Genomic DNA, 22041 nt, shown 5'->3' with positions numbered 1-22041 from the left:
CCCACCCGGGGTGATCTGCCGCGGCCTGGTCCTACGATGCGGCCATGGCCGACACCCCCCGCCTCTACTTCCGCCAGATCCTCGCCGGCATGGACATCGCCGAGGACGACCCGGTCGCCCAGCAGATGGTCAACTTCGTCTACCTGATCGGCGACCGCGAGACCGGTGAGGCCGTGGTGATCGATCCGGCGTACGACCCGCAGGCGATGCTCGACATCCTCGAGGCCGACGGCATGCGCCTCACCGGCGCGCTCGCCACCCACTACCACGCCGATCACGTGGGCGGCTCGCTGGGCGGCATGGCCCAGATCACGGGCATCGCCGAGCTCCTCGAGCTGGTCCAGGTGCCGATCCACGTGCAGGCCACCGAGGCCGAGTGGATCAACAAGGGCACCGGCGTACCGATCGACCACCTCGCGAGCCACTCGAGCGGCGACACCGTCATGGTCGGCGAGATCCCGATCACGCTGATCCACACGCCCGGCCACACGCCCGGCAGCCAGTGCTTCCTCGTCGACGGCAAGAAGCTCGTCTCGGGGGACACGCTCTTCCTCAACGGCTGCGGGCGCACCGACCTCCCCGGCAGCGACCCCGAGGAGATGTACCGGAGCCTCACCCAGCGCTTGGCCCAGGTGCCCGACGACGCCGTGCTCTACCCGGGACACCTCTACTCCGAGAAGCCGTCCGCCTCGATGGCCGAGACGCGCCAGCGCAACGTGGTCTTCCGTCCCGACAGCCTCGAGCAGTGGATGATGATGTTCAGCTGAGGCTTCGCCTCAACCCGCCGGCGTGTCGACGGGCTGCTCCGGGGCGTCGGCGCTGGCGTCGACGTGGAACGGCACCGAGGTGACCACGGTGTTGGGGCGGCTGCGCAACCGGGTGCGCAGCACCAGCGCGCTCTGGTTGTGGAGCAGCTGCTGCCACCAGTGCTCGAGCGCGAACTCGGGCACCACGACCGTGATGAAGTCGTCGGTGTTGGCGGCGTCGAGCTCGTCGATGTAGCTGACGATCGGGCGGGACAGCTCGCGGTACGGCGAGTACAGGGCCCGGAGCTCCACCGGGATCTGGTGGTCCTCCCACTGCTGGGTGATGTGCTCCTGCTCCTCGGGGCTGGACACCACCGTGACCGCCACCAGCCGGTCCGGGTTGAGCGACCGGGCGTAGGCGATGGCGGTGAGGGAGCCCTTGGTGACCTTGCCCACCAGCACCACCACGGTGTTGGTGCGGCGACGCACCTTCTCGCCGGGAGCAGCGGCCATGCGGGAGTCGATCCGGACGTAGTGGCGGTGGATCCGGCGGAACACCATCACGATCAGCGGGATCAGCACGACCGGGATCCAGGCGCCGATCAGGAACTTGGAGGTGACGACCACGATCAGCACGATCGTGGTGGCGACGCAGCCCACGCTGTTGATCACCAGGCTGCGCTGCCAGTGCTCCTCACGCAGCTTGAGGTGGTGCTTGACCATGCCGAACTGGCTGAGCGAGAAGCCGGTGAACACGCCCACTGCGTACAGCGGGATGAGGGCGCTGACCTCGGCGCGGAAGATGACGATCAGCACGCCGGCCACGCCGGACAGGGCGAGGACGCCGTTCGAGAAGACCAACCGATCGCCCCGGTTGCCGAGCTGCCTCGGCAGGTAGCCGTCTCGGGCGATGATCGAGCTGAGCCTCGGGAAGTCGGCGAAGGCGGTGTTGGCCGCCAGGATCAAGATGGCGAAGGTGCCGAACTGCAGGGCGTAGAAGAAGACGTTGGTGCCGCCGAAGATGACCTGCGCCATCTGGGCCAGGACGGTCTGGCCGCCCTCGTCGACCACCGGGCGCATCTTGTGGGCCAGGATCGAGATGCCGAGGAAGCTCGTGCCCAGGATCGCCGCCATCATCGCCAGGGTCTGCGATGCGTTGCGGGACTCGGGCTTCTCGAAGGCGGGCACGCCGTTGGAGATGGCCTCGACGCCCGAGAGCACGACGGCGCCGGAGCTGAACGCTCGGAGCACGACGAACAGCCCGACCGACTGGGCCAGCTTGTGCTTGTCGGCGAACTCGCGGATCACCTCGGGGTTGCTGATGGTGCCGAGGTCGCCGGTGAGCAGCTTGTAGAAGCCGACCCCCAGGAAGATCGCCAGCATCATCACGTAGAAGTACGTGGGCACGGCGAAGACCTTGCCGGACTCCTTGAGACCGCGCAGGTTGCCGAGGGTCATGATGGCGAGGAAGAACAGGGCCAGGCCGATGCGCAGCGGGGCGTTGTCGTTGAAGTGGAACGCCGAGCCGATGGCCAGCACGCCCGAGGAGATCGACACCGCCACGGTGAGCGTGTAGTCGACGAGCAGCGAGGCACCCGCCACCAGGGCCGCCGTGGAGCTGATGTTCTCGCGGCTCACCACGTAGGCGCCGCCACCGTCGGGGTAGGCGTGGATGGTCTGCGTGTAGCTGATGCCCACGATCGCCAGCAGGATGCACGCCGCGATGGCGATGGGGATCAGGTAGTTGTACGCCAGCGGGTAGACCGCGGCGGTCATCAAGACGAGGAGGATCTCCTCGGTGGCGTACGCAGTCGACGAGATGGCGTCGGATGCGAAGACAGCCAGCGCCGTCGGCTTGCCGAGCCGCTGGTGCTGCTCCTCGCTGCTTGCGAGGGGCTTGCCCACCAACAGGCGCTTGAACGGAGACGTCATCGCTTCGCTTTCAGGAGTCGGGCCGAGGGCCAGAACGAGATCATTGCCGCTCCACGATGACCGGCGTGCCTGGGCCCACCGATGGACGTGGGCGAGGCACCGGCAGATCGTACGGTCCCCGGCGCAGCCGGAAACAGTCCGACGGCCGCTGCCCTCGGCACGGGCTCCCACCCGTCGATCGAGGCAGCAGAACGATCCTGACAGGTACCTGACAGGATGCGGCGCCTCGCGCCACGGGTTTAGGCTCACCCGCCGTGCCCTCCCGGGCATCTGAGGTGAGGTGAACGCAGTGCACGTCGTCGTAGTGGGTTGTGGGCGGGTCGGTTCCGGCCTGGCGCGGACCCTTGAGGAGAGCGGTCACACCGTGGCGGTCGTCGACCGCCGCTCGAAGGCCTTCGAGCGCCTTCCCGAGGGGTTCGCCGGCAAGACCGTGCTCGGCGTCGGCTTCGACCGCGACCGCCTCAAGGCGGCAGGCATCGAAGAGGCCAGCGCGCTGGCCGCCGTGACCAACGGCGACAACTCCAACATCCTCGTGGCCCGGGTGGCCCGGGAGACGTTCGGCGTCGCCAACGTGGTCGCCCGCATCTACGACCCTCGCCGAGCCAAGATCTACGAGCGCCTCGGCGTGCCCACCATCGCCACCGTGGAGTGGGCCACCGAGCGGGTCCTCCAGCGCATCCTCCCCGAGCGCCCCACCTCCGAGTGGATCGACTCCAGCGCCAAGGTCTGCCTCATCGAGCGGCCGGTGCCCGCCAAGTGGGCCGGCAAGAAGATCACCGACCTCGACCTCGCCGGCCTCGCCCGCGTCGCGGTGCTCACCCGCCTCGGCGAGGGCACCGTCGCCAGCCCCGACACCGTGCTCCAGGAGGGCGACATCATCCACGTCAGCATCGACGGCAGCTCCATCGAGTTCTTCGACCAGCACCTGCAGGGTGCACCCACGGGAGGTTCGCACTGATGCGCGTCGTGATCGCAGGCGGCGGCAACGTCGGAACGTTCATCGCCGAAGACCTCGCCAAGGCCGGCCACGAAGTGGTCATCGTCGAGGTCGACGCCGACCGCGTCGCCGAGGCCCGCGCCCAGGGCGAGCCCGCCGGCGTCGAGTGGATCGCCGCCGACGGCTGCGAGGTCACCGAGTTCGCCCGCGCCGGCGTCGACAAGGCCGACGTGGTGGCCGCGGTGACCGGCGACGACGAGGACAACCTGGTCATCTCTCTCCTGGCCAAGCAGGAGTTCGCCGTGCCGCGCGTCGTGGCCCGCGTGAACAACCCCAAGAACGAGTGGATGTTCAACGAGATGTGGGGCGTCGACGTCTCCGTCTCCACGCCCCACCTGCTCACCGCGCTCGTCGAGGAAGCCGTGTCCGTGGGCAGCCTCGTGCGCCTGCTCTCGTTCGAGGGCGGCCGCGCCCGCCTGTCCGAGGCCACCCTCGCCCCCGACTCGCCGGCCAACGGCAAGGACCTCGCCGAGATGGGCCTGCCCCGGGACTCCACCGTCGTGGCCATCATCCGCGACGACCACGTCATCGTCCCCCGCGGCGACACCGTCCTCCGGGGCGGCGACGAGGTGCTGGTGCTCACCACGCCCGATGCCGAAGACGACGTCGTCCGGACCCTCCTCGGCTGATCACCGGCAGGCGCTCGCCCGCCTGCCTCGGCCACCACCCCGGTCGGTACCGTGAGCGCGATGGCGTCCCGATCCCCACGCTCGCGCCGTCTGCTCGCAGGTGCCGTCGCGCTCGTGGTGCTGGTGGCGGCCGGCGCGACCATCGCGTGGCGCTCGTCGAACGATCAGCCCAGCGAGCAGGTGACGGCGCGGTTGTCGGTGCCCGCTCCCGGAGCTGCCGCCGTGCGCGGGGCGTGGCCCACCACCACCACCTCGACCACCGCAGTGCCCAACCTCGATCCGGCCACCGGCATCGGCGTCTCGGGACCGATCGGGCCGCCGTGGCCCACCGAGTTCACCGTGGCCGACGCGGTCAGCGCCCAGGTCCCCATCTTCGAAGCGCCCGACAAGCCCGTCCCCACCGGCCGGACGCTCCCCAACCCCACCGTCGAGGGCCACCGCCTGGTGCTGCTCGTGCGCCAGCAGGTGCCGGGGTGGCTGCAGGTGCAGCTCAACACCCGGCCCAACGGCGCCACCGCGTGGGTGCGCAGCTCCGACGTGGCGCTGCGCACCGTCCCGAACCACATCCTGATCGAGCTGGGCGCGAAGCGGCTCACCGTGTTCCACGGCGACTTCCCGATCTTCACGGCCTCGGTGGCACCGGGGAAGTCCTCGTCGCCCACCCCCACCGGCGCCTTCTACACCGACATCATCACCCGCCCGTCCAACCCGAACGGGCCCTACGGGCTCTTCCAGATCAGCGTCACCGGCTTCTCGAACGTCTACGACAGCTTCGGCGGGGGCAACGGCCAGATCGCCATCCACGGCACCAACCGGCCCGAGCTCATCGGCACCCCCGCCAGCCACGGCTGCGTGCGCATGTCGAACGACGACATCTCGGCCCTGGTGCCGCTGGCGCGCCAGGGCACCCCCGTCGTCATCGTGAACTGACGCGGGCTACTTGTCGTCGAGCTTGTCGACCACGTCCTTGGCCTTCTCGGCCGCGGTGTCGATCTGGCTGGAGTACTTGTTGCCGGTCTTGTCGTCGACCACGTCGGCCCCCTTGTCGATGGCCTTGGCCGCCTGGTCGCTCTTGCCGGAGAGGGCACCCTTGATCTTGTCCATGAATCCCATCGGTCGCTCCTGTGCGTTCGTCGGACGTCTTGGGGTGGCCCCCGCACGGTAGGGCTGCGTCCGGCCCCTGTCACCCATTGCCACGGACCACCCGACCGTGGGACAGTTGGCGCCGTGCTCAAGAACCTGCGAGAGAAGCTGACCAAGAGCCTCGACGACATCGAGGGGGAGCGGCTCCAGGGGCGCCTCGCAGACCTGGGCATCCAACCCATCGCCGGCGCCCCCACCCGCGAGCAGGTGCTGCTCGCCGGCGAGGTCCAGGGCCTCCAGGTGGTCCCGCGCGCCGGGTCCGCGTCGCTCGAGGTCACGCTCAGCGACGGCAGCGGCCGAGCGGTCGCCGTGTTCACCGGGCGCAAGCGCCTCGGCGGGGTCGACTGCGGCCGCCGCATCCTCATCGAGGGCGTGGGCCGCACCGAGCGGGGCCGTCTCGTGGTGCTGAACCCGGCCTACACCATCGTCGAGTAGCCGCCCTCCGGCGTCGCGCGCCCCGCGCTCCCCCGGTCGAGCTAGCTGCTGCGGGCCGCGGCGCGCCGGACCTGGGCGACGAGCACGCCGAGCACCGCGGGGTCCTCGCCGAAGCCCTCCATGGTGACGATGTCGACGTCGGGGTGCATGGCCGCGGTGGTGGCCACCAGCTCGGGGATGTCGAGCACGAGGTGGCGACCGGGGTAGAGGAAGTACGGCAGCACCAGGACCTTGGTGGCTCCGGCGGCGGTGGCCTGGTGGATGGCCGACGGGATCAGCGGGTCGGCCAGCTCCAGGAACGCCGCCCACACCGGCATGCCGAGCATCGCTTCGAGGTCGACGGCCATCTTCCGGTGCGCCTGGTTGGCGGCGACCGCCCGGCTGCCGTGCGCGATCAAGACGATGGCGGTCTCGCCGGGCAGGTGGGTCTCGCTCACCCGCCTGACCGTACCGGCAGCGGGTCTCAAGCCGGGGCCAGATCCTCCAGGGCGAGCGTCCACGGCGCTCGGGGCAGCGCGGCCAGGTCGAAGCCGTCGACCAGGTCGGCGGGCGCAACCGGGGCGGGCGCGGCGACCAGGCCGAGCGAGCACGCCAGCAGACCGCACACGTCGGCGGCTGTGCGCCCGGTCGTCAACTGGTCTGCCAGGGTGACGGCACCGTCGCGCTTGGCGAGGCGATCGCCCGTCGGGCCGAGCACCAGGGGGACGTGGGCGTACCGGACCGGAGGGAGGTCCAGCAGCTCGGCCAGGTGGCGCTGGCGCGGGGCCGAGCTGGCCAGGTCGTCGGCCCGCACCACCTGGTCGATCGCCTGTGCGGCGTCGTCGACCACCACGGCCAGGTTGTAGGCCGGCACCCCGTCGTTGCGGCGGAGGACCACGTCGTCCACGAGCGCCGTGACCGGGCCGAGGACATCGTCGTCGATGGTCCGCTCAGTGCCCGGGCCTCGGAGCCGCAGCGCCAGCGGACGACCCGATGCCAGCTGCTCGGTCCGCTCGGCCGCGGTCAGGTCTCGGCACGTGCCCGGGTACGCGCCATCGGGCACCGGGTCGCCGTGGGGAGCCGAGGCCGCCTCGCGGATCTCCCGGCGGGTGCACGAGCACGGGTAGGTGAGCCCCGCCGTGGTGAGCCGGGCGATGGCGGCCTCGTACCGGTCGAACCGCTCGCTCTGGCGGACCACGTGGCCGTCCCAGTCGAGGCCGAGCGCGGCCAGGTCGGCGAGCTGCGACCGCTCGTGGTCGGTGCTCGCCTGGACCTGGTCGAGGTCCTCCATCCGCACCACGAACGCGCTGCCTGCTGACCGGGCCGCCAGCCACGCCACCAGCGCGGTGCGCAGGTTCCCGAGGTGCAGGTCCCCGGTCGGGCTCGGAGCGAATCGACCGGTGGCCATCGCCCCAGCCTGCCCGACCCACAGCCCATCGGGTCACTGCTGGTTGGTGGCCAACCACCCCTGACCCGATCGCAGACCCCAGACCGCTCGGCGGCAGGTACTGGTAGTTCGCTGACCAGGGCCGCTGGGTCGTTCCGTGGTGCGATCCGTGGTCAGCACGGATGCCGCTCCGTGGTGGTCGGGCGGATGGTTGACCCATCGCTCAACCGGATCGAGGTCCGCCATGATGTTCACCAGCACCCAGGTCGCCAGCTACCAGGTCCGCAACCGGGACCGGGAGCTCGAGTCGAGCGTGGCGCCCCGGCGCCTGCGCACGCACGAGGGCGCCAAGGAGGCCAACCGGGTCGGCGTCGCCGCCCTCCTCCACCGCATGGGTCGGGCCACCGACCGCCCGGCAGCAGCCGCCGGCATCACCTCGGTGGGGCACACCCCAGCTCGGTGAGGATCGCTCGGCCAGCGTCGCCCTCCGGTCCTTCGAGCAGGGCCCGCGTGGCCGCCGCCTCGAAGCGGGCATCGATGGCGTCGAACCCCTCGGCCGCCCGGGCCAGCACGACGGGATCGCCGGTGAGGCGCCACTCCGCCCGGAGCAGGCACGGGACCCCCCAGTGGTGCGCCTGCATCACCTGGCGCACCTGCTCGAGACGGGCAGGAGCATCGGCCGCCCGGTCCGCCGCCCACACCTCGGCCGCCAGCGGCCACAGGTACGCCTCGTAGTCGGCACACGCCAAGGACGACGGGACCTCGACCGTCGAAGGATCGAGCTGGTCCGCGTGGCGGGCGAGCTCGGCCAGGGCGTCATCGAGCCGGCCCTCGTGCAGGGCGACCCGCACCAGGGCGACCGAGCGCGTGGGGGCCTTCGGCCGGACGCAGACCCGGTCGCCGATGTCGGCCCACTCGCGTGCTCGATCAGCATCGCCGCGCAGGCCGTGCACCATCGAGGCCAGGTTGGCCGCCGGGGCCATCCAGCCTGCCGCGGGCCGGCCCACGCGCTCCCAGCCCGCCCGCATGACCTCGGCCTGCGCGACGGCCTCGCCGAAGCGACCGGTGAGGGCCAGGGCGACCACGTGCTCGCGCGTCATCACGTGGGTCACCACCGCCGCCAGGGGATGGCCGAACGACGACTGGACGACATCGAGCGCCCGAGGCAGCTCGCCGACCGCCAGCAGGGCGTCGCTGGCCATGTGCATGATGTCGAGCTGCTCGGTCCCGTCGCTCATCACCACCGGCGACAGCCGCGCCAGGAGGTCCAGGCGAGCGACGCTCACATCGGTCGACTCCTGCCAGTCGCCCTCGTCGCTGAGCGCAGCGGCGACCGCATCGAGCGCGCTCGACTCCAGGCGAGGGTCCCCGGAGGCGTGGGCGAGGCGAAGGGCTTCGTACGAGGGCTCGCGGAGGGTGACCGTCATCGACTCCGTGCTCGCCCAGGCATCGGCGATCGCCAGCCGCGCCCGCAGGAGCGGGTCGGGATCGGCGCTGAGCTCGTGCGCCTGGGCGAGCAGCGCCGCCAGGTCCTCGTTCGACGGCACGTTGCGGAACTCGGCGGGGAACCGCCGGGCCCGCTCCGCCGCCAGCGCCAGCGCCCCGGCCGCCAGGTCAGGGCGCCCGCCCTCGAGCGCCCGGTCCGCCGCGGCGCGGAACAGCCCGAACCCCAGGTCGCCCAGCAGGAGCACGAACGCGCTGTAGGCGGCGTCGATCAGGTCGAGCGACGCTTCGACGGGATCGGGGGCCAGGTCGGCGGCCTGCTCGAAGAGCTGACGGGCCTCCACGAAGAAGAGGTGGCCGTAGTACAGGCGGCCCATCGCTCGCGCCAGGCGCCACGCCAGCTCGCGGTCCCCATGGGCCACGCCCCGATCGAGCCCCGCGCGCAGGTCGTCGACGATCCGGTCCACCTCGGCGGGGAACGCCCCGGTCCGCTCGATCTCCTCCGCGTACGGCGGCGCCACCTCCGAGCACCAGACGAAGTGCCGGTCGGCGGTGTCGTCGAGCTCACCGCTCGCCTCCAGCTGCTCGTAGGCGTAGGCGCGGACCGTGTCGAGCAGCCGGTAGCGCAGCGCACCGCCTTCGGGCCGGCTCGCCACCAGGCTCTTGGCCGCAAGCCGGCCGAGGCAGTCGGGCACCTCACCGGGCCGGAGGCCGTGGCCGGCCACGGCGCCGGCCTCGGAGGCCAGGAACTCGCCGTGGAACAGCGAGACCCGCCGCAGCACGGCTCGCTCATCGTCCTCGAGCAGCCCGTGGCTCCAGTCGAGGACGTCGCGCAGCGACCGGTGCCGGGCGTCGGCGCCCCGCGCCCCCACCAACAAGCGGAGCCGGTCGTCGAGCGCGGCGGCGACCCCCTCGACGCCGAGGCTGGCGCCGCGCGCCGCGGCGAGCTCGATGGCCAGCGGGATCCCTTCGAGGCGCGTGCAGATGGCGATGACGAGCGGGTCGTCGCCGTCGGTGAGCTGGGTGCCCGCGGCTGCGGCCCGCTCGCGGAACAGCTGCAGCGCGGAGGGGTCGGGCCCGTCGAGGCTCAGCGGCCGGATCGGCACGACCCGCTCGCCCATGACCCCAAGCGACTCCCGGCTGGTGACCAGCACCGAGAGCTCGGGCGAGGTCTTGAGGAGGCGGTCGACGATCGCCGCGGTGTCGTCGAGCACGTGCTCGGCGTTGTCGAGCAGCACGAGCCCGGTGCTGGTGGCCAGCTCGTCGCACACGGCGTCGACGAGCGACCGGTCCTGCTGGTCGCTCACCCCGACGGCCGCCGCGACCGTCGCGGTGACCCGGCCCGGCGAGGCCGGCACCAGGTCGATGAACCACGCGTCGGACCGGGCCTGGCGCGCGCCCACCTCCAGGGCGAGGCGGGTCTTGCCGATGCCGCCCGGGCCGGTCAGGGTCACCAACCGCGCCACCGCCATCGCCGCGCTGATCTCGTCGATGTCGGGCTGGCGGCCGACGAAGCTGGTGAACGGCTTCGGCGCCCGCAGGAGGCCGGTGGTCGCACCGTTGGATCCGTTCCCGGACCCGGTCGCCAGCGCGGCCAGCGCCTGGCGATCAGCAGCGCCGAGCTTGCGCAGCAGCGACGACACGTGGCTCTCGACGGTGCGCACGGAGATGAACAGGCGCGCCGCGATCTGCGCGTTGGTCAGGTGGGCCCCGACGAGCTCCAGGACCTCGTGCTCACGCCCGGAGATCTGCTCCACGGCGCCATTCTGGCCTGCTCAGCGGCGTGAACCACCGGAGCCGCCGTTCGCCCCATCACGAACCTCGGGTCACCGGTGGTTGCTGGGCAACCGCCCGTGACCCGGAGGGGGTGGGGTCAGGCGGGCTGGTCGAGGACCTGGACGGCGACGCGCTCGCTGAGGGCGTTGTCGTCGAGCCAGGAGATCTGGAGGGCCTTGGCGCGGCGGAAGTAGAGCTGGATGTCGTACTCGAGGGTGAACCCGACGCCACCGAACACCTGCTCGCCCATGGCCGTGGTGTTGCGGTAGGTCTGGCAGGCGAACAACTTGGCCATCGGGGCCAGCGAGTCGACCGACCGGCCATCGGAGATGGCCCACGCGGCCTCGTAGGCCAGGATGCGGCCGCCGTTGACGGCGGTGGCCGCGTCGGCCAGGTAGTGGGAGATGGCCTGGAAGGCGCCCAGCGGCTTGTCGAACTGCTCGCGGTCCTTGGCGTACTGGACCGTGATCTCCAGGGCGTAGGCGGCGCCGCCGATGGCCTGGGCGGCCAGGAACACCAGGCCCTCGGTGAGGACGGCGTCCCAGGTGGCCCAGCCGGTGCCGGCGGCACCGATGCGGTCGGCGGCGGTGACGGCCACGCTGTCGAGCTGGAGCTGGTACTGGCAGTCCGAGGCGATCGAGAACATCTGGGTGAGCTCCACGCCGCCGGCGGCGGGGTCGACCACGAACAGGTCGACGTCGGCGATGCCCTCACCGGTGCGGGCCAGCACCACGAGCTTGGAAGCCGCGGCGGCGAACGGGACGTGCCACTTGGTGCCGGTGAGCACCCAGCCGTCGCCGTCGGCGGTGGCCTGGGCGCGGACGCCCTTGGGGCCGAAGCCGCCCTTGGGCTCGAGCCACGCCGTCGTGAAGATGGCGTCGCCCTTGGCGATCTGCGGGAGCCACTCCTGCTTCTGGGCGTCGGAGCCCGAGCGGAGGATCAGCCCGGCGCTCAGCACGGCGCTGACGAAGTGGGGCGACGGGGCGAGGGCCCGGCCGAACTCCTCGTAGACCACGGCGCCTTCGAGGGCCGTCATGCCCGAGCCGCCGTACTCCTCGGGGATCATCAGCCCGGTGAGGTCGAGCTCGGCGAGCTGCGCCCAGAACTCGGGCGAGAACCCGGTGGGGTCGTCTTCGAGGGCGCGCACGGACTCGAGCGAGGCCGAGGTGCTGCACACGCCGCGCACCATCTCGCGGAGCATCTCTTGTTCTTCGGAGAAATCCAGGTCCATGGGTCAGTCCTCGTTCGGTTCGGGCGCAGGTTCGGGCGGCAGGTCGGGCAGGCGGGTGGGCGTCACGGGAGCCACTGCTCGCCGCGGCGGGTCCAGGGGTTGTCGTCGGCGGTGGTGGGCAGGGCCACGCGCACCGAGCAGTCGGTCTTGGTCTCGCCGTCGACGGCGAGCGTGACGAGCAGCGACGCCCAGCCGCAGCCGGCGGCGTCGGTGCTCACGTCCTCGACGGTGGCGCTGAACACCATGCGGTCGCCGGGGTAGACCGAGCCCTTCATGCGGAACTTCATCCGGCCGAGGCGGCCCTTCGGACCGGTCCAGTCGGTGACGTAGCGCTCGAACCAGGCGGCCTGGTTCGGCGTGTTCATGAAGATGTCCTGGGTGCCGTTGCGGTTGACGGCGAAGTCGTAGTCGTGGTGCATCGGGCGCCAGTCCCGAGCCGCCAGGGCGCCGAGCACGATGGTGGTGGCGGTGACGTCGTAGGGCAGCTCGGGCAGCGCGTCGCCCGCCGCCACGTCGGCGAGCAGGAGGTTCGTGGTGGTGCTCATGCCTCACCCCTCCGGTAGCCGAAGCCGGTGTAGGTCTCGACGCCCACCAGCTCGTCGCGCTGGTTGAGGTACTCGACGTCGATGACCCAGAACCGGCCGGTGCCGAGCTTGGTGGTCTTGGGACCGCTGACCGACTGGAGCACCTGGCGGGTCTTGAGGACGTCGCCGGGGCGGACCGGGTCGTGGAAGACGATCGTGTTGTCGGTCATCACGGCCTCGGGCAGGTCGAACAGCGCCTTCATGTCGAAGTGGACCTGCAGCGGCAGCGCCTCCTCGGTGCGGCCGGGCGCCCAGTGGTGAGGACGGAACCACACCGAGATCATGGTGGGCGGCGCGATGGGGCCGTCGGTGAGCTCAGCGGCCACCTCGGGGTCCCAGAACAGCGGGTTGCCGTTCTCGACCGAGGAGCAGCTGGTGGCGATGTAGCCCTGCTCCACCGGGAACTCGCCAGGCGTCTCGTACTGGTACTGCCCCAGCACCGAGGTCACCTCGGGGGGCAGGTCGGTGGCATCGCTCATGCGACGGCTCCTTCGGCGCGGAGGCCGGCGATGGCATCGGGCGTGTAGCCCGCCTCGGCCAGGATGGCGTCGGTGTCGGTGACGGTGGCGTCGCGCACGATGGGCGCGGCCTGGTCCTTGGCCTGCCCGGCGAGCACGAAGCCCACCTGCTCGAAGGCGTCGGCGTCGGGGCGGTGGGCGGTGACGATCACGTCGCGGTCGCGGAAGTGCTCGTCCTCGACGAGGTCGGGGACGGTGGCCACGGCCGACACGCACGTGTTGGCCGGGCCGAGCAGGTCGACCCACTCGTCGCGGTCCTTGGTGGCGAACGCCTCGCGGAAGCTGGCGCGGATGTCGTCCTGCACCGCGTCGTCGAGCTGGTGGGCCAGCCACTGGTCGCAGCCCAGCGCCTTGCAGAGGTTGGCGTAGAAGTGCGGCTCGATGGCGCCGACCGCCAGCCACTCGCCGTCGGCGGCCGGGTACACCTCGTAGCAGGCGTACCGGCCGGTGAGGATGTTGTGGCCGGGCCCGGGCACCGCGCCGGTGGCCAGGTACTCGTCGACGTAGAGCGACATGAGGGCGACGACGCCGTCGGCCACGGCGACGTCGAGGTGCTGGCCCTCGCCGGTGGCGCTGCGGCCCACGATCGCGGCGAGGATCGACATCACCGCGTGCATGCCGCCGGCCGCCGAGTCGGCGACCGTGGCGCCAGGTAGGGCCGGCCCGCCGTCGGCGCCACGGCCCGAGCAGTCGAGGTAGCCGCCGACGGCCAGGTAGTTGATGTCGTGGCCGGCCCACTGGCTCTTGGGGCCGGTCTGCCCGTAGCCGGTGGTGGAGCAGTAGACGACGCCCGGGTTGAGGGCCGAGACGTCGGCGTACCCGATGCCGAGCCGGTCGACCACGCCTGGTCGGAAGCTCTCGATCACCACGTCGGCGGCCTCGGCCAGCTTGAGGAACGCGGCCTTGCCGGCGGGAGCCTTGAGGTCGAGCAGCACGCGCTCCATGCCCCGGTGGCCGCCGTAGGCGTAGAAGGGCGGCACGATCTGCACGCCCGACCGGCTGGGCGGCGGGCCCACCTTGATGACGCGGGCACCGAAGTCGGCGAGCCAGCGCGACGTGCGCGCGGCGGGGCCGACGCTGGCGAGGTCGAGGACGGTGATGCCGTCGAGCGGGGAGCCGGACACCGGGGTCAGAAGTTCTTGGGGAGACCGAGGCCGCGGCGGGCGATCACGTTCTTCTGGATCTCGCTGGCGCCACCGCCGATGGTGTCGATGACGGTGTAGCGGTACGTGCTCTCGGCTCGACCCTCCATCGGGGCCTCGGCGGTCTTGACCCGCAGCTGGGTGCCCGGGGCGCCGAGGTCCATCGAGGCATCGGCCAGGCGCTTGGAGAACTCGGTGGCGAACAGCTTGTACTGCGACGACTCGACCGTGGGCGGGGGCGTGCCCGGCGTCGCGTCGGCCTTCATCGACTCGCTCACCACGCGCAGACCCATGACCCGGGCCACCTCGGCCTCGGTGGCCAGCTGGGCGATGCGCTTGCGCGTGATCGGGTCGTCCTTCAGGGGGTCGCCGTCGACCGTCTCGGTGCGCACGTGGTCGACCAGCACGTCGAGCCGCTGCTTGATCGGCGCGTACGTGAACATGGTGAAGCGCTCGAGGTCGAGGGCTTGGGAGATGTACTGGAAGCCGGAGTTGACCTCGCCCACCACGTACTCATCGGGGACGAACACGTCGTCGACGAACACCTCGTTGGTGCGTTCGTCACCCATCGGGACGCCGCCCATGGTGTCGATCTTGGTGATGGTGATGCCGGGCTGGTCGATCGGCACGAGCATCAGCGTGATGCCGCGGTGCTTGTTGTTCGGATCGGTGCGCACGCCCAGCCAGTACCACTCGGCGAAGTGGGCCGAGGTGGTCCACGTCTTCTGGCCGTTGAGGATCCAGCCGGTCTTGCCGTCGCGCTCGCCGCGCTCGCCCTTGAGGCGCATCGATGCCGCATCGGAGCCGGCGTTGGGCTCGGAGTAGCCGACCGCGAACTCGACCTCGTTGCAGAGGATCTTCGGGAGGAACTCGGCCTTGAGGAAGTCGTTGCCGTGGGCGATCAGGGTCTTGCCGATGATGCCGACGCCCTTGCCGATCTGCGGGCCGCCGCGGCCGGCGAGGCGCTCGTTGAGCAGGTACTCGTAGACGCCCTCGCCCTCGGAGCCGCCGTACTCCTTCGGCCAGGTCATCCCCAGCCAGCCCATCTCGCCGAGCTTGGCCATGAACGCCCGCCGCTTGGGCGTGTCGACGATCTGGGCCATGTTCTCCCGCGTGACGTCGAAGACGTCGGGGTCGTCGTTGGCGTCGAGGAACGCCTCGACCTGCTCGATGAACGTCTGCTGCTCAGGCGAGAACTCGAAGTCCATGGGTGCTCCTGGCGACCGGATCCGGGTGAGCCGAAGCCCAAGATCTGACGGGTCGTCAGATCAGCCGGAGATCATACGGTCGCCCCTGGTGCGCGACAAGCGACCCGGGTCCCGCCACCCTCGCCGGGTCAGCCGATGACGCCGGACTCGCGGAGCGCCGCGAGCCGGTCGGCATCGAGGCCGAGCTCGGCTCCCAGCACCTCGTCGGTGTGCTCGCCCAGCCACGGCACCCGGGTCTCGGGGCCCTCGGCCATCTTCGACAGCTTCACCGGGTTGCCCGGCACCAGGACCGGGTCGGGGCCGCCGTCGCTGCGGGGCATCTCCACCAGCATGTTGTGGAGGGCCACGTGCGGATCGGCGATGACCTCGGGCGCGGTCTGGCTGGGCCCGGACGCGATGCCCGCGGCGTTCAGCTCGGCGGCCACCTCGGCGCGGGTCCGGCTCGACGACCAGGCCTCGACCGCCGGTCGGATGTCGGACTCGAGCGCCGCCTCCCAGCCGTACCGGTCGGCGAAACGGGGGTCCTCGTGCCACTCGGGCTTGCCGATGAGGTCGGCCAGCTTGGCGAACTGGTGCTCGCGCACGATCTGGCTGACCACGTAGCCGTCGGAGCAGGCGAAGCCCTCGCAGATGATCCCGAGGGGCTTGTCGGGGTCGGGGCGGGCGCCCAGCGACCACAGGTTGGTGACCAGGTCGGTCATGGCCACCATGGCGTCGAGCATGGCGATGTCGACGTGCTGGCCCTCGCCGGTGCGGTCTCGGTGGCGCAGCGCCGCCATGATCCCGATCACCGCGAACAGGGCGCTGCTGATGTCGCCCAGGGCCCCGACCGGGATGGTCGTGGGCGGGCCGACGGGGTTCTTGTAGGCGTAGATGCCCGACATGGCCTCGACGATCGACGCGTACGCCGACCAGTCGCGGTAGGGGCTGTCGTTGCCGAAGCCCGACAGCGAGACGTGGATCGCACCGGGGTGGCGCTCGGCGATGACCTCGTAGCCCAGGCCCAGGCGCTCGAGCGTGCCGGCCTTGAAGTTCTCGGCCACCACATCGAAGTGCGGCACCAGCTCCAGGAACAGCTCCTTGCCCTCGGGCGCCTTGAGGTCGATGCCCACGCTGCGCTTGTTGAAGTTGTTGCGCAGGTAGGTGGCCCCGACCTTGCGACCGTCGGGGTCGAGCATGAACGGGCTGGAACCGCGGCCGGAGTCGCCCATCGTGGGGTGCTCGACCTTCACCACATCGGCGCCGAGGCGGGCCAGGAGCTGCGTGGCGTAGGGCAGCGCCTGCATCTGCTCGGCAGCGAGGATCCGGATGCCCTCGAGCGGCTTGCCGTAGCCGGCTGCCTGTTCGTTGCCGATGTCTCCGAGCTTCACGTGCCTCTCCCGATCACTGTCCTGACGGATCGTCAGACTACGGCCGAGCCTCCGCCACCACCCCAGCCGGGCTCAGCGGGTCTCGTCGATCTCGATGCCGGCGTCGGCGATGAGGGCGAGCCCCACCGTGATGACCTGCTCGTGGTCGATGATCGAGCCCTGGAGCGCCGTGGCGCCGCGCACGTCGACGATGGTCGAGCCCTGCAGGCGGGCCCGGGTGAACTTGGCGCCGGACAGCTCGGCGCCGGTGAGGTCGACGTCGTGCCAGCGGCTCCCGTTGGCCCACGCCCGGTAGAGGTCGATCTTGGTGGCCGTGCCGCCGGAGACGACCAGCCGCTCGGCCCGCACCATCCGCATGCCGACCTCGTCGAGCTGGCAGTCGGTGAAGCGCACGTCGGTGAGGGTGGCCCCGCCCAGGTCGGCGCCGTTGAGCCGGCAGTTGGTGAACGCCACCCGGTTGAGCGAGAGCTCCTCGAGCACCGCCCCCGCGAGATCGCAGTTGGACACCACCACATCGGTGAGCTCGAGCCGACGGAGGTTGGCGGCGGTGAGCCGCACGTTGGCGATGGTGGATCGGCTGAAGGTGACGTGCTCGGCATCTGCCGCGATGGCCGACCCGCTCACCGCCACCTCGGACCAACCGTCGTGGTCCTCCAGCCCGTCGAGCTCCAACGGATCCAGGTCGGTCACCACGATCGGCGCCCGGCACTCCTGGTTGGCCGGCCGGACCGCTCCCCGCCCGGTGGATCGACGCGGTGCGGCCATGGCCGCCATCATGCCCGCGAGATCAGCCCTCCGGATCCGCCTGGGCCACCAGCGGCGATCCCACTTCAGCAAGCGGCCGCCAACGATGACGCCGCGAGCCGGATCGAGGTCCGCTCGCCTCGAACCATTCGTGAAGTTGGTGGCCCTGCCACCACGATCACGAAAGTTGGAGCGGGCCGAGGGTGATCGGGTCGAGGGAGGGGGTCGGGATGAGAGCGGGGCCTGGATCTGACGGGTCGTCAGATTTGGCTCTAGCCTGGTGGGCATGCGTGGGATCATCAGCTACGGGGCCTACCTGCCCCACCGTCGCCTCGACCGGAGCGCCATCGCGGCCGTGGCCGGGACGGGGGGCGGCAAGGGCACCCGGACCGTCGCCTCCTACGACGAGGACACCACCACCCTGGGCGTCGAAGCGGCCCGGCGCGCCCTGCGGGCCACCGCCACGCGGCCCGGCGCGCTGTGGTTCTCCACGGTGGCCCCGGCCTACGTCGACAAGACCAACGCCACCGCGGTGCACGCCGCGCTGCGGCTCCCCGGCGACGTCATCGCCGCCGACTTCGGTGGCGCCGTGCGCTCGAGCGTCGCCGCCCTGCGCGCCGCCCTGGCCGGCGGGCCCGCTGCCCTCGTGGTCAGCGCCGACATCCGCACCGGGCTCCCCGGCAGCGCCGATGAGGCCGTTGGTGGCGACGCCGCCGCCGCTCTGCTCATCGGCGACGACACCGACGGCCCGGTCGTGGCCGAGCTGATCGGCTCGGGCACCGCCACCGACGAGTTCCTCGACCGCTGGCGCACCCCCGGCGACTCCCGCTCCAAGCAGTGGGAGGAGAAGTTCGGCGAGATGAAGTACGTGGGCCTTGGGCAGACCGCCCTGGCCGCCGCCCTGAAGGACGCCGGCATCGAAGCCGACCGGGTCGACGCCCTGATCGTCACGGGCACCCACGGCCGCGCCAACAAGGCGGCCGCCAAGAAGTCGGGCGTCGCCGCCGACAAGGTCGTCGATGACCTGTCCGCCACCGTCGGCAACCCGGGCGCCGCCCAGGCCGGCCTGCTCCTCGCGGCCGTGCTCGACGGCGCGGCACCCGGCCAGGTCATCGCCGTGCTCTCGCTCGCGGATGGCGCCGACGCCCTCGTGTTCAAGACTACCGAGGCCATCGAGGCGTACGAGCCCGACCGGCCCGTCGCCGACCAGGTCGCCGGCGGCGGCCCCGTGCCCTACGGCAAGTTCCTCGCGTGGCGCGGCCACCTGTCGCCCGAGCCGCCCCGCCGCCCCGAGCCCGCCCGCCCATCGGCTTCGGCCGCCGGCCGCAGCGAGGACTGGAAGTTCGGCTTCGTCGGCGCCAAGGACCGCACCACCGGGGCCATCCACCTGCCTCCCACCCGCGTGTCGATGGAGGGCGGCGCCATCGACGACATGGAGCCCATCCCCATGGCCGACGTCCAGGGCACGGTGGCCACGTACACGATCGACAAGCTCGTCTACTCCCCCAGCCCACCCGTGGTGTTCGCCATCGTCGACTTCGACGGCGGCGGCCGCGCCCCGGTGGAGCTCACCGATGTCGACCCCACCTCGGTGGGCATCGGCGACCGCGTCGAGATGACGTTCCGGAAGCTGTTCACCGCGGACGGCATCCACAACTACTTCTGGAAGGCCCGGCCGGTGCCGGGCTCGGCGTCCGCCGCCGACGACGAGACGAAGGAGGCCTGACATGGCCAGCCACGGGATCAAGGACCGCGTCGCCATCGTCGCGATGGGCTGCACGCCCTTCAAGGAGCACTGGGACAAGGGCGTCGACGACCTCGCCCTCGAAGCCAGCAACGAGGCGTTCGCCGCGGCCGGCATCACCAAGGACGACGTCGATGCCTACTGGCTCGGCACCGCCCAGTCGGGCATGAGCGGCATCACCTTGTCGCGCGCCCTCCAGCTCCAGGACAAGCCCGTCACCCGCGTCGAGAACTACTGCGCCACCGGGTCCGAAGCCCTGCGCCAGGCCAGCTACGCCGTGGCCTCGGGTGCCTACGACGTGGCCATGGCCGTGGGCGTCGAGAAGGTCAAGGACTCCGGCTACCAGGGCCTCAACGCCTTCCCGATCCCCAGCGACGGCACCACCCGCACGCTCACGGCCGCCGGCTCGTTCTCGATGGTCGCTCCCGCCTACGCCGAGAAGTACGGCGTGCCCATGGAGCAGCTCAAGCGCACCCTGGCCCGCATCGCCAGCAAGAACCACTACAACGGCGCCCGCAACCCCCGCGCCCAGTTCCGACGCGAGATGAGCGTCGACCAGATCTGCGCCATGCCCAACGTGGCCGGCGACCTCTCGGTGTTCGACTGCGCCGGCGTGGCCGACGGCTCCGCCTCGGCGATCGTCGTCCGGGCCGAGGACGCCTACGAGTACACCGACAAGCCGATCTTCGTGAAGGCGCTGAGCTTCATCGCCGGCAACGGCTCCGGCCTCGTCGACCCGGGCTACGACTACACGTGGTTCCCCGAGATCGCCGCCTGCGCGAAGGACGCCTACGCCCAGGCCGGCATCGACGATCCGGTGAGCCGCATCGCCATGGCCGAGGTGCACGACTGCTTCACGCCCACCGAGCTGGTGCTCATGGAGGACCTCGGGTTCTCCGAGCGCGGCACCTCCTGGAAGGACATCGAGGACGGCCGCTTCGACCTGAACGGCGAGCTGCCCATCAACCCCGACGGCGGCCTCAAGAGCTTCGGCCACCCGGTGGGTGCCAGCGGGCTGCGGATGATGTTCGAGGCCTACCTCCAGCTGCGCGGCGAGGCCCCCGCCGACCGCACCATCAGCTCGATCAGCGGCGACCGCAACCTGGCCCTCACCCACAACCTCGGTGGCTACCCCGGCGAGATGGTCAGCTTCATCTCGATCCTGGGTGCCGCCCTCGACGCCGCCTGAGGCTCACGTCGCCAGGACGCGGATGGCGCAGCGCGCTCCGGGTGCGGCTGCCATGCGCCGGTCGAAGGTCACCAGCTCGACCCCGAGCGACTCGGCGAGCGCGACGTAGCTCGCGTCGTAGGCGGTCATGTTGTGTCGCAGCTGCAAGATCCTCCACCCCAGTCGCTGGACCGGATAGCGGAGCATCGGCATGCGCTCGAGGCCCCGTGCCGATTCCTCCAGCTCGTGGTCCCTCAGCTTGCCCCCGAGCCAGAGGCCGCGGAGCCCCTGGAGCACTTCGAGGTCTACGAGGTTCGGGGCGACGATGCCGCCGGAGCTGAGCTCGCGTCGAGCAACCTGGCCCTGGCTGCTGTCGCTGGCGAGGAAGGCGACCAGCACCGAGGCATCACAGACCCTCGATGATGCGAGCATCTCGCTCCTCGTGTGACGCCTCGAGGTAGGCGACATCATCGAGCGATCGATCGATGCTCGGATCCCAACCCGCGTGCATGGCGTCGATCTCCTCGAGCCACTCGTCCATCGTCGGCACCACCGTGAGCTGGGACAGCGTGTCCACCAGGTACTGCTGGAGGCTCTGCCCGCGCTTGGCCGCTCGCGCTGACAGCGTGCGGTGCACCGGCTCCGGCACGTCCCGGATGGTGATGTTGGTCATGCTTGCAGTTTGCATGCATGCAAAGTACGAGGCAACCACCCCCCTCTCAACGCCAGATTCGTAGCGTCGAGCGCTGGTCAGGGCTGGAGGATGACCTTGCCGCCTTCGACACCGGCGAGGAGGTCGGCGAACCGGGCGGGGAGCTCGTCGAGGCTGACCGTGCTGTCGACGAAGCCGTCGAGGTGCAGGCCCTGGGCGCTGAGCACGTCGATGGTGTCGGTGAAGTCCTTGCGCTCGTAGTAGAGCGCGTACCGCACGTCGAGCTCCTTGCTGAGGCCGGTGTAGGGCATCGTCGAGTCGTCGGCGGCGCACACCCCGACCACCACCACCCGGCCGTCGATCGCCGCGATGTCCATGGCCTGGCGGATCATCCCGGGACGGCCGGTGCACTCGAACACGACCGACGCTCCGGTCAACGTCACCTCGAGCAGGTCGAGCTCGTCGACCAGCGGATCGAGCGTGCGGGTGGCGCCGAGCTGGGTGGCCAGGGCCCGACGGCTGCCCGACGGATCGGAGGCCGTGATGTGCTCCACGCCGAGGTGGCGGGCCCACGCGATGACCGCCAAGCCGATCGGGCCGGCGCCCAGCACCACCACCGTGTCGGCCGCCGTGACGCCGCCGCGGCGGACCGAGCGCAGGCCCACCGCCATCGGCTCCACCAGGGCCTGGTCGACGGCGCTGACCGCGGCGGGAAGGCGGTACAGCTCGTCGGCCCTCGCCGTGGTCAGCTGGGCGAAGCCGCCGGGACGGGCCATGCCGAGCAGCTGGAACTGGTCGCAGTGGTCGGCTCGGCCCCGCAGGCAGTGGGCGCAGTGCCCGCAGCCGAAGAACGGCCGCACGGCGACAGACTCGCCGATCCGCCACGTGCCGGCCTCCACCCCCGCGCCGAGGGCCTCCACCGTGCCGGCGATCTCGTGGCCGAGCACCGTGCCCGAGGGCGCCATCGACGAGGTCAGGTGCAGATCGGTGCCGCAGATGCCGCACCCGGTCACCCGGATCAGCGCCTCGCCGGGCCCCGGCTCCGGGTCAGGGAGCTCGACCAGCTCAAGGCGGGGACGATCCTCGGACAGCACGACGGCTCGCATGGCCGCAACGTACCGCCGTTTCGACGCAGCCGACGGGTGACGCAGCCGACGAGTGCGGCAACGACAAGAGCCCGTCGCACGCAGGGGGCGGGGATCCTGCGCGCAAC

Annotated in this window: 23 protein-coding genes; 8 read left to right on the top strand and 15 right to left on the bottom strand. The window is 71.2% G+C overall.

The window, feature by feature from the left end; all coding sequences use genetic code 11:
• Positions 1 to 44 precede the first annotated feature (44 nt).
• Entirely contained in the window at positions 45 to 767 is a 723-nt protein-coding gene (locus tag ACPPVX_RS11860) for an MBL fold metallo-hydrolase (RefSeq protein WP_426570765.1), read from the top strand.
• Between the two features lie 9 nt (positions 768 to 776).
• On the opposite strand, the gene ACPPVX_RS11855 is transcribed toward ACPPVX_RS11860, so the two are convergent.
• Positions 777 to 2678, bottom strand: a complete 1902-nt coding sequence (locus ACPPVX_RS11855) for an APC family permease (protein ID WP_426570764.1) — start codon at positions 2676 to 2678, stop codon at positions 777 to 779.
• A gap of 280 nt (positions 2679 to 2958) precedes the next feature.
• Between ACPPVX_RS11855 and ACPPVX_RS11850 the strand changes: the two genes are divergently transcribed.
• The 3 genes from ACPPVX_RS11850 to ACPPVX_RS11840 are packed head-to-tail and all read left to right on the top strand — an operon-like array spanning position 2959 to position 5234.
• Positions 2959 to 3636 carry a potassium channel family protein gene (locus ACPPVX_RS11850; protein WP_426570763.1) on the top strand — a complete coding sequence of 226 codons (678 nt, stop codon included), beginning with the start codon at positions 2959 to 2961 and terminating at the stop codon, positions 3634 to 3636.
• Complete coding sequence (locus ACPPVX_RS11845; protein ID WP_426570762.1) at positions 3636 to 4304, top strand: potassium channel family protein; 669 nt, start codon at positions 3636 to 3638, stop codon at positions 4302 to 4304. The genes ACPPVX_RS11850 and ACPPVX_RS11845 overlap by 1 nt, the downstream gene beginning before the upstream one ends.
• Positions 4305 to 4364: 60 nt before the next feature.
• The gene (locus ACPPVX_RS11840; protein WP_426570760.1) at positions 4365 to 5234 is read left to right on the top strand and encodes a L,D-transpeptidase; all 870 of its coding nucleotides are present in this window, start codon (positions 4365 to 4367) and stop codon (positions 5232 to 5234) included.
• A gap of 6 nt (positions 5235 to 5240) precedes the next feature.
• On the opposite strand, the gene ACPPVX_RS11835 is transcribed toward ACPPVX_RS11840, so the two are convergent.
• Positions 5241 to 5417, bottom strand: a complete 177-nt coding sequence (locus tag ACPPVX_RS11835; protein WP_426570759.1) for an antitoxin — start codon at positions 5415 to 5417, stop codon at positions 5241 to 5243.
• Positions 5418 to 5531: 114 nt separating this feature from the next.
• On the opposite strand from ACPPVX_RS11835, the gene ACPPVX_RS11830 reads away from it, so the two are divergent.
• Complete coding sequence (locus ACPPVX_RS11830) at positions 5532 to 5882, top strand: hypothetical protein (protein WP_426570758.1); 351 nt, start codon at positions 5532 to 5534, stop codon at positions 5880 to 5882.
• A 41-nt stretch (positions 5883 to 5923) separates the two neighbouring features.
• On the opposite strand, the gene ACPPVX_RS11825 is transcribed toward ACPPVX_RS11830, so the two are convergent.
• Complete coding sequence (locus ACPPVX_RS11825) at positions 5924 to 6319, bottom strand: sirohydrochlorin chelatase (RefSeq protein WP_426570757.1); 396 nt, start codon at positions 6317 to 6319, stop codon at positions 5924 to 5926.
• Between the two features lie 26 nt (positions 6320 to 6345).
• Complete coding sequence (gluQRS, locus tag ACPPVX_RS11820; RefSeq protein WP_426570756.1) at positions 6346 to 7269, bottom strand: tRNA glutamyl-Q(34) synthetase GluQRS; 924 nt, start codon at positions 7267 to 7269, stop codon at positions 6346 to 6348.
• 223 nt (positions 7270 to 7492) lie between these two features.
• On the opposite strand from gluQRS, the gene ACPPVX_RS11815 reads away from it, so the two are divergent.
• Positions 7493 to 7711, top strand: a complete 219-nt coding sequence (locus ACPPVX_RS11815) for a hypothetical protein (protein WP_426570755.1) — start codon at positions 7493 to 7495, stop codon at positions 7709 to 7711.
• On the opposite strand, the gene ACPPVX_RS11810 is transcribed toward ACPPVX_RS11815, so the two are convergent.
• From ACPPVX_RS11810 to ACPPVX_RS11775, 8 genes are all read right to left on the bottom strand, one after another.
• Positions 7680 to 10448, bottom strand: a complete 2769-nt coding sequence (locus tag ACPPVX_RS11810) for an ATP-binding protein (RefSeq protein WP_426570754.1) — start codon at positions 10446 to 10448, stop codon at positions 7680 to 7682. The two genes, ACPPVX_RS11815 and ACPPVX_RS11810, sit on opposite strands and share 32 nt — an antisense overlap.
• Before the next feature lie 116 nt (positions 10449 to 10564).
• A complete protein-coding gene (locus ACPPVX_RS11805) occupies positions 10565 to 11698 on the bottom strand; it encodes an acyl-CoA dehydrogenase family protein (protein WP_426570753.1) in 1134 nt (377 codons plus the stop codon).
• 62 nt (positions 11699 to 11760) lie between these two features.
• Positions 11761 to 12243, bottom strand: coding sequence for a hypothetical protein (locus ACPPVX_RS11800; RefSeq protein WP_426570752.1), 483 nt, complete (start codon positions 12241 to 12243; stop codon positions 11761 to 11763).
• Positions 12240 to 12761 carry an FAS1-like dehydratase domain-containing protein gene (locus ACPPVX_RS11795; RefSeq protein ID WP_426570751.1) on the bottom strand — a complete coding sequence of 174 codons (522 nt, stop codon included), beginning with the start codon at positions 12759 to 12761 and terminating at the stop codon, positions 12240 to 12242. Before ACPPVX_RS11795 ends, ACPPVX_RS11800 begins: the two co-directional genes overlap by 4 nt.
• Positions 12758 to 13924: a CaiB/BaiF CoA transferase family protein gene (locus tag ACPPVX_RS11790; RefSeq protein ID WP_426570750.1), complete on the bottom strand. Its 1167-nt coding sequence runs from the start codon at positions 13922 to 13924 to the stop codon at positions 12758 to 12760. The genes ACPPVX_RS11795 and ACPPVX_RS11790 overlap by 4 nt, the downstream gene beginning before the upstream one ends.
• Before the next feature lie 5 nt (positions 13925 to 13929).
• Positions 13930 to 15150 (bottom strand): acyl-CoA dehydrogenase family protein, encoded by a 1221-nt coding sequence (locus ACPPVX_RS11785; RefSeq protein WP_426570749.1) that lies wholly within the window; start codon positions 15148 to 15150, stop codon positions 13930 to 13932.
• A gap of 128 nt (positions 15151 to 15278) precedes the next feature.
• Positions 15279 to 16520: a CaiB/BaiF CoA transferase family protein gene (locus ACPPVX_RS11780; protein ID WP_426570748.1), complete on the bottom strand. Its 1242-nt coding sequence runs from the start codon at positions 16518 to 16520 to the stop codon at positions 15279 to 15281.
• 72 nt (positions 16521 to 16592) lie between these two features.
• Entirely contained in the window at positions 16593 to 17285 is a 693-nt protein-coding gene (locus ACPPVX_RS11775) for a pentapeptide repeat-containing protein (RefSeq protein WP_426570747.1), read from the bottom strand.
• 265 nt (positions 17286 to 17550) lie between these two features.
• Between ACPPVX_RS11775 and ACPPVX_RS11770 the strand changes: the two genes are divergently transcribed.
• Entirely contained in the window at positions 17551 to 18990 is a 1440-nt protein-coding gene (locus ACPPVX_RS11770; protein WP_426570746.1) for an OB-fold domain-containing protein, read from the top strand.
• A 1-nt stretch (position 18991) separates the two neighbouring features.
• Positions 18992 to 20197 (top strand): acetyl-CoA acetyltransferase, encoded by a 1206-nt coding sequence (locus ACPPVX_RS11765; protein ID WP_426570745.1) that lies wholly within the window; start codon positions 18992 to 18994, stop codon positions 20195 to 20197.
• A 3-nt stretch (positions 20198 to 20200) separates the two neighbouring features.
• Here ACPPVX_RS11765 and ACPPVX_RS11760 read toward each other — a convergent pair whose 3' ends face one another.
• From ACPPVX_RS11760 to ACPPVX_RS11750, 3 genes are all read right to left on the bottom strand, one after another.
• Positions 20201 to 20608 carry a type II toxin-antitoxin system VapC family toxin gene (locus ACPPVX_RS11760; RefSeq protein WP_426570744.1) on the bottom strand — a complete coding sequence of 136 codons (408 nt, stop codon included), beginning with the start codon at positions 20606 to 20608 and terminating at the stop codon, positions 20201 to 20203.
• Positions 20583 to 20849, bottom strand: a complete 267-nt coding sequence (locus ACPPVX_RS11755) for a FitA-like ribbon-helix-helix domain-containing protein (protein WP_426570743.1) — start codon at positions 20847 to 20849, stop codon at positions 20583 to 20585. Before ACPPVX_RS11755 ends, ACPPVX_RS11760 begins: the two co-directional genes overlap by 26 nt.
• A 77-nt stretch (positions 20850 to 20926) precedes the next feature.
• Entirely contained in the window at positions 20927 to 21934 is a 1008-nt protein-coding gene (locus ACPPVX_RS11750; protein WP_426570742.1) for a zinc-dependent alcohol dehydrogenase, read from the bottom strand.
• Positions 21935 to 22041: the final 107 nt, after the last annotated feature.

This window comes from Aquihabitans sp. McL0605 (assembly GCF_049993875.1).
In the GTDB taxonomy this organism is placed as follows: domain Bacteria; phylum Actinomycetota; class Acidimicrobiia; order Acidimicrobiales; family Iamiaceae; genus Aquihabitans.
The sequence above is the reverse complement of the archived record's forward strand: the minus strand, read 5'-3'. Positions and strand labels throughout refer to the sequence as shown.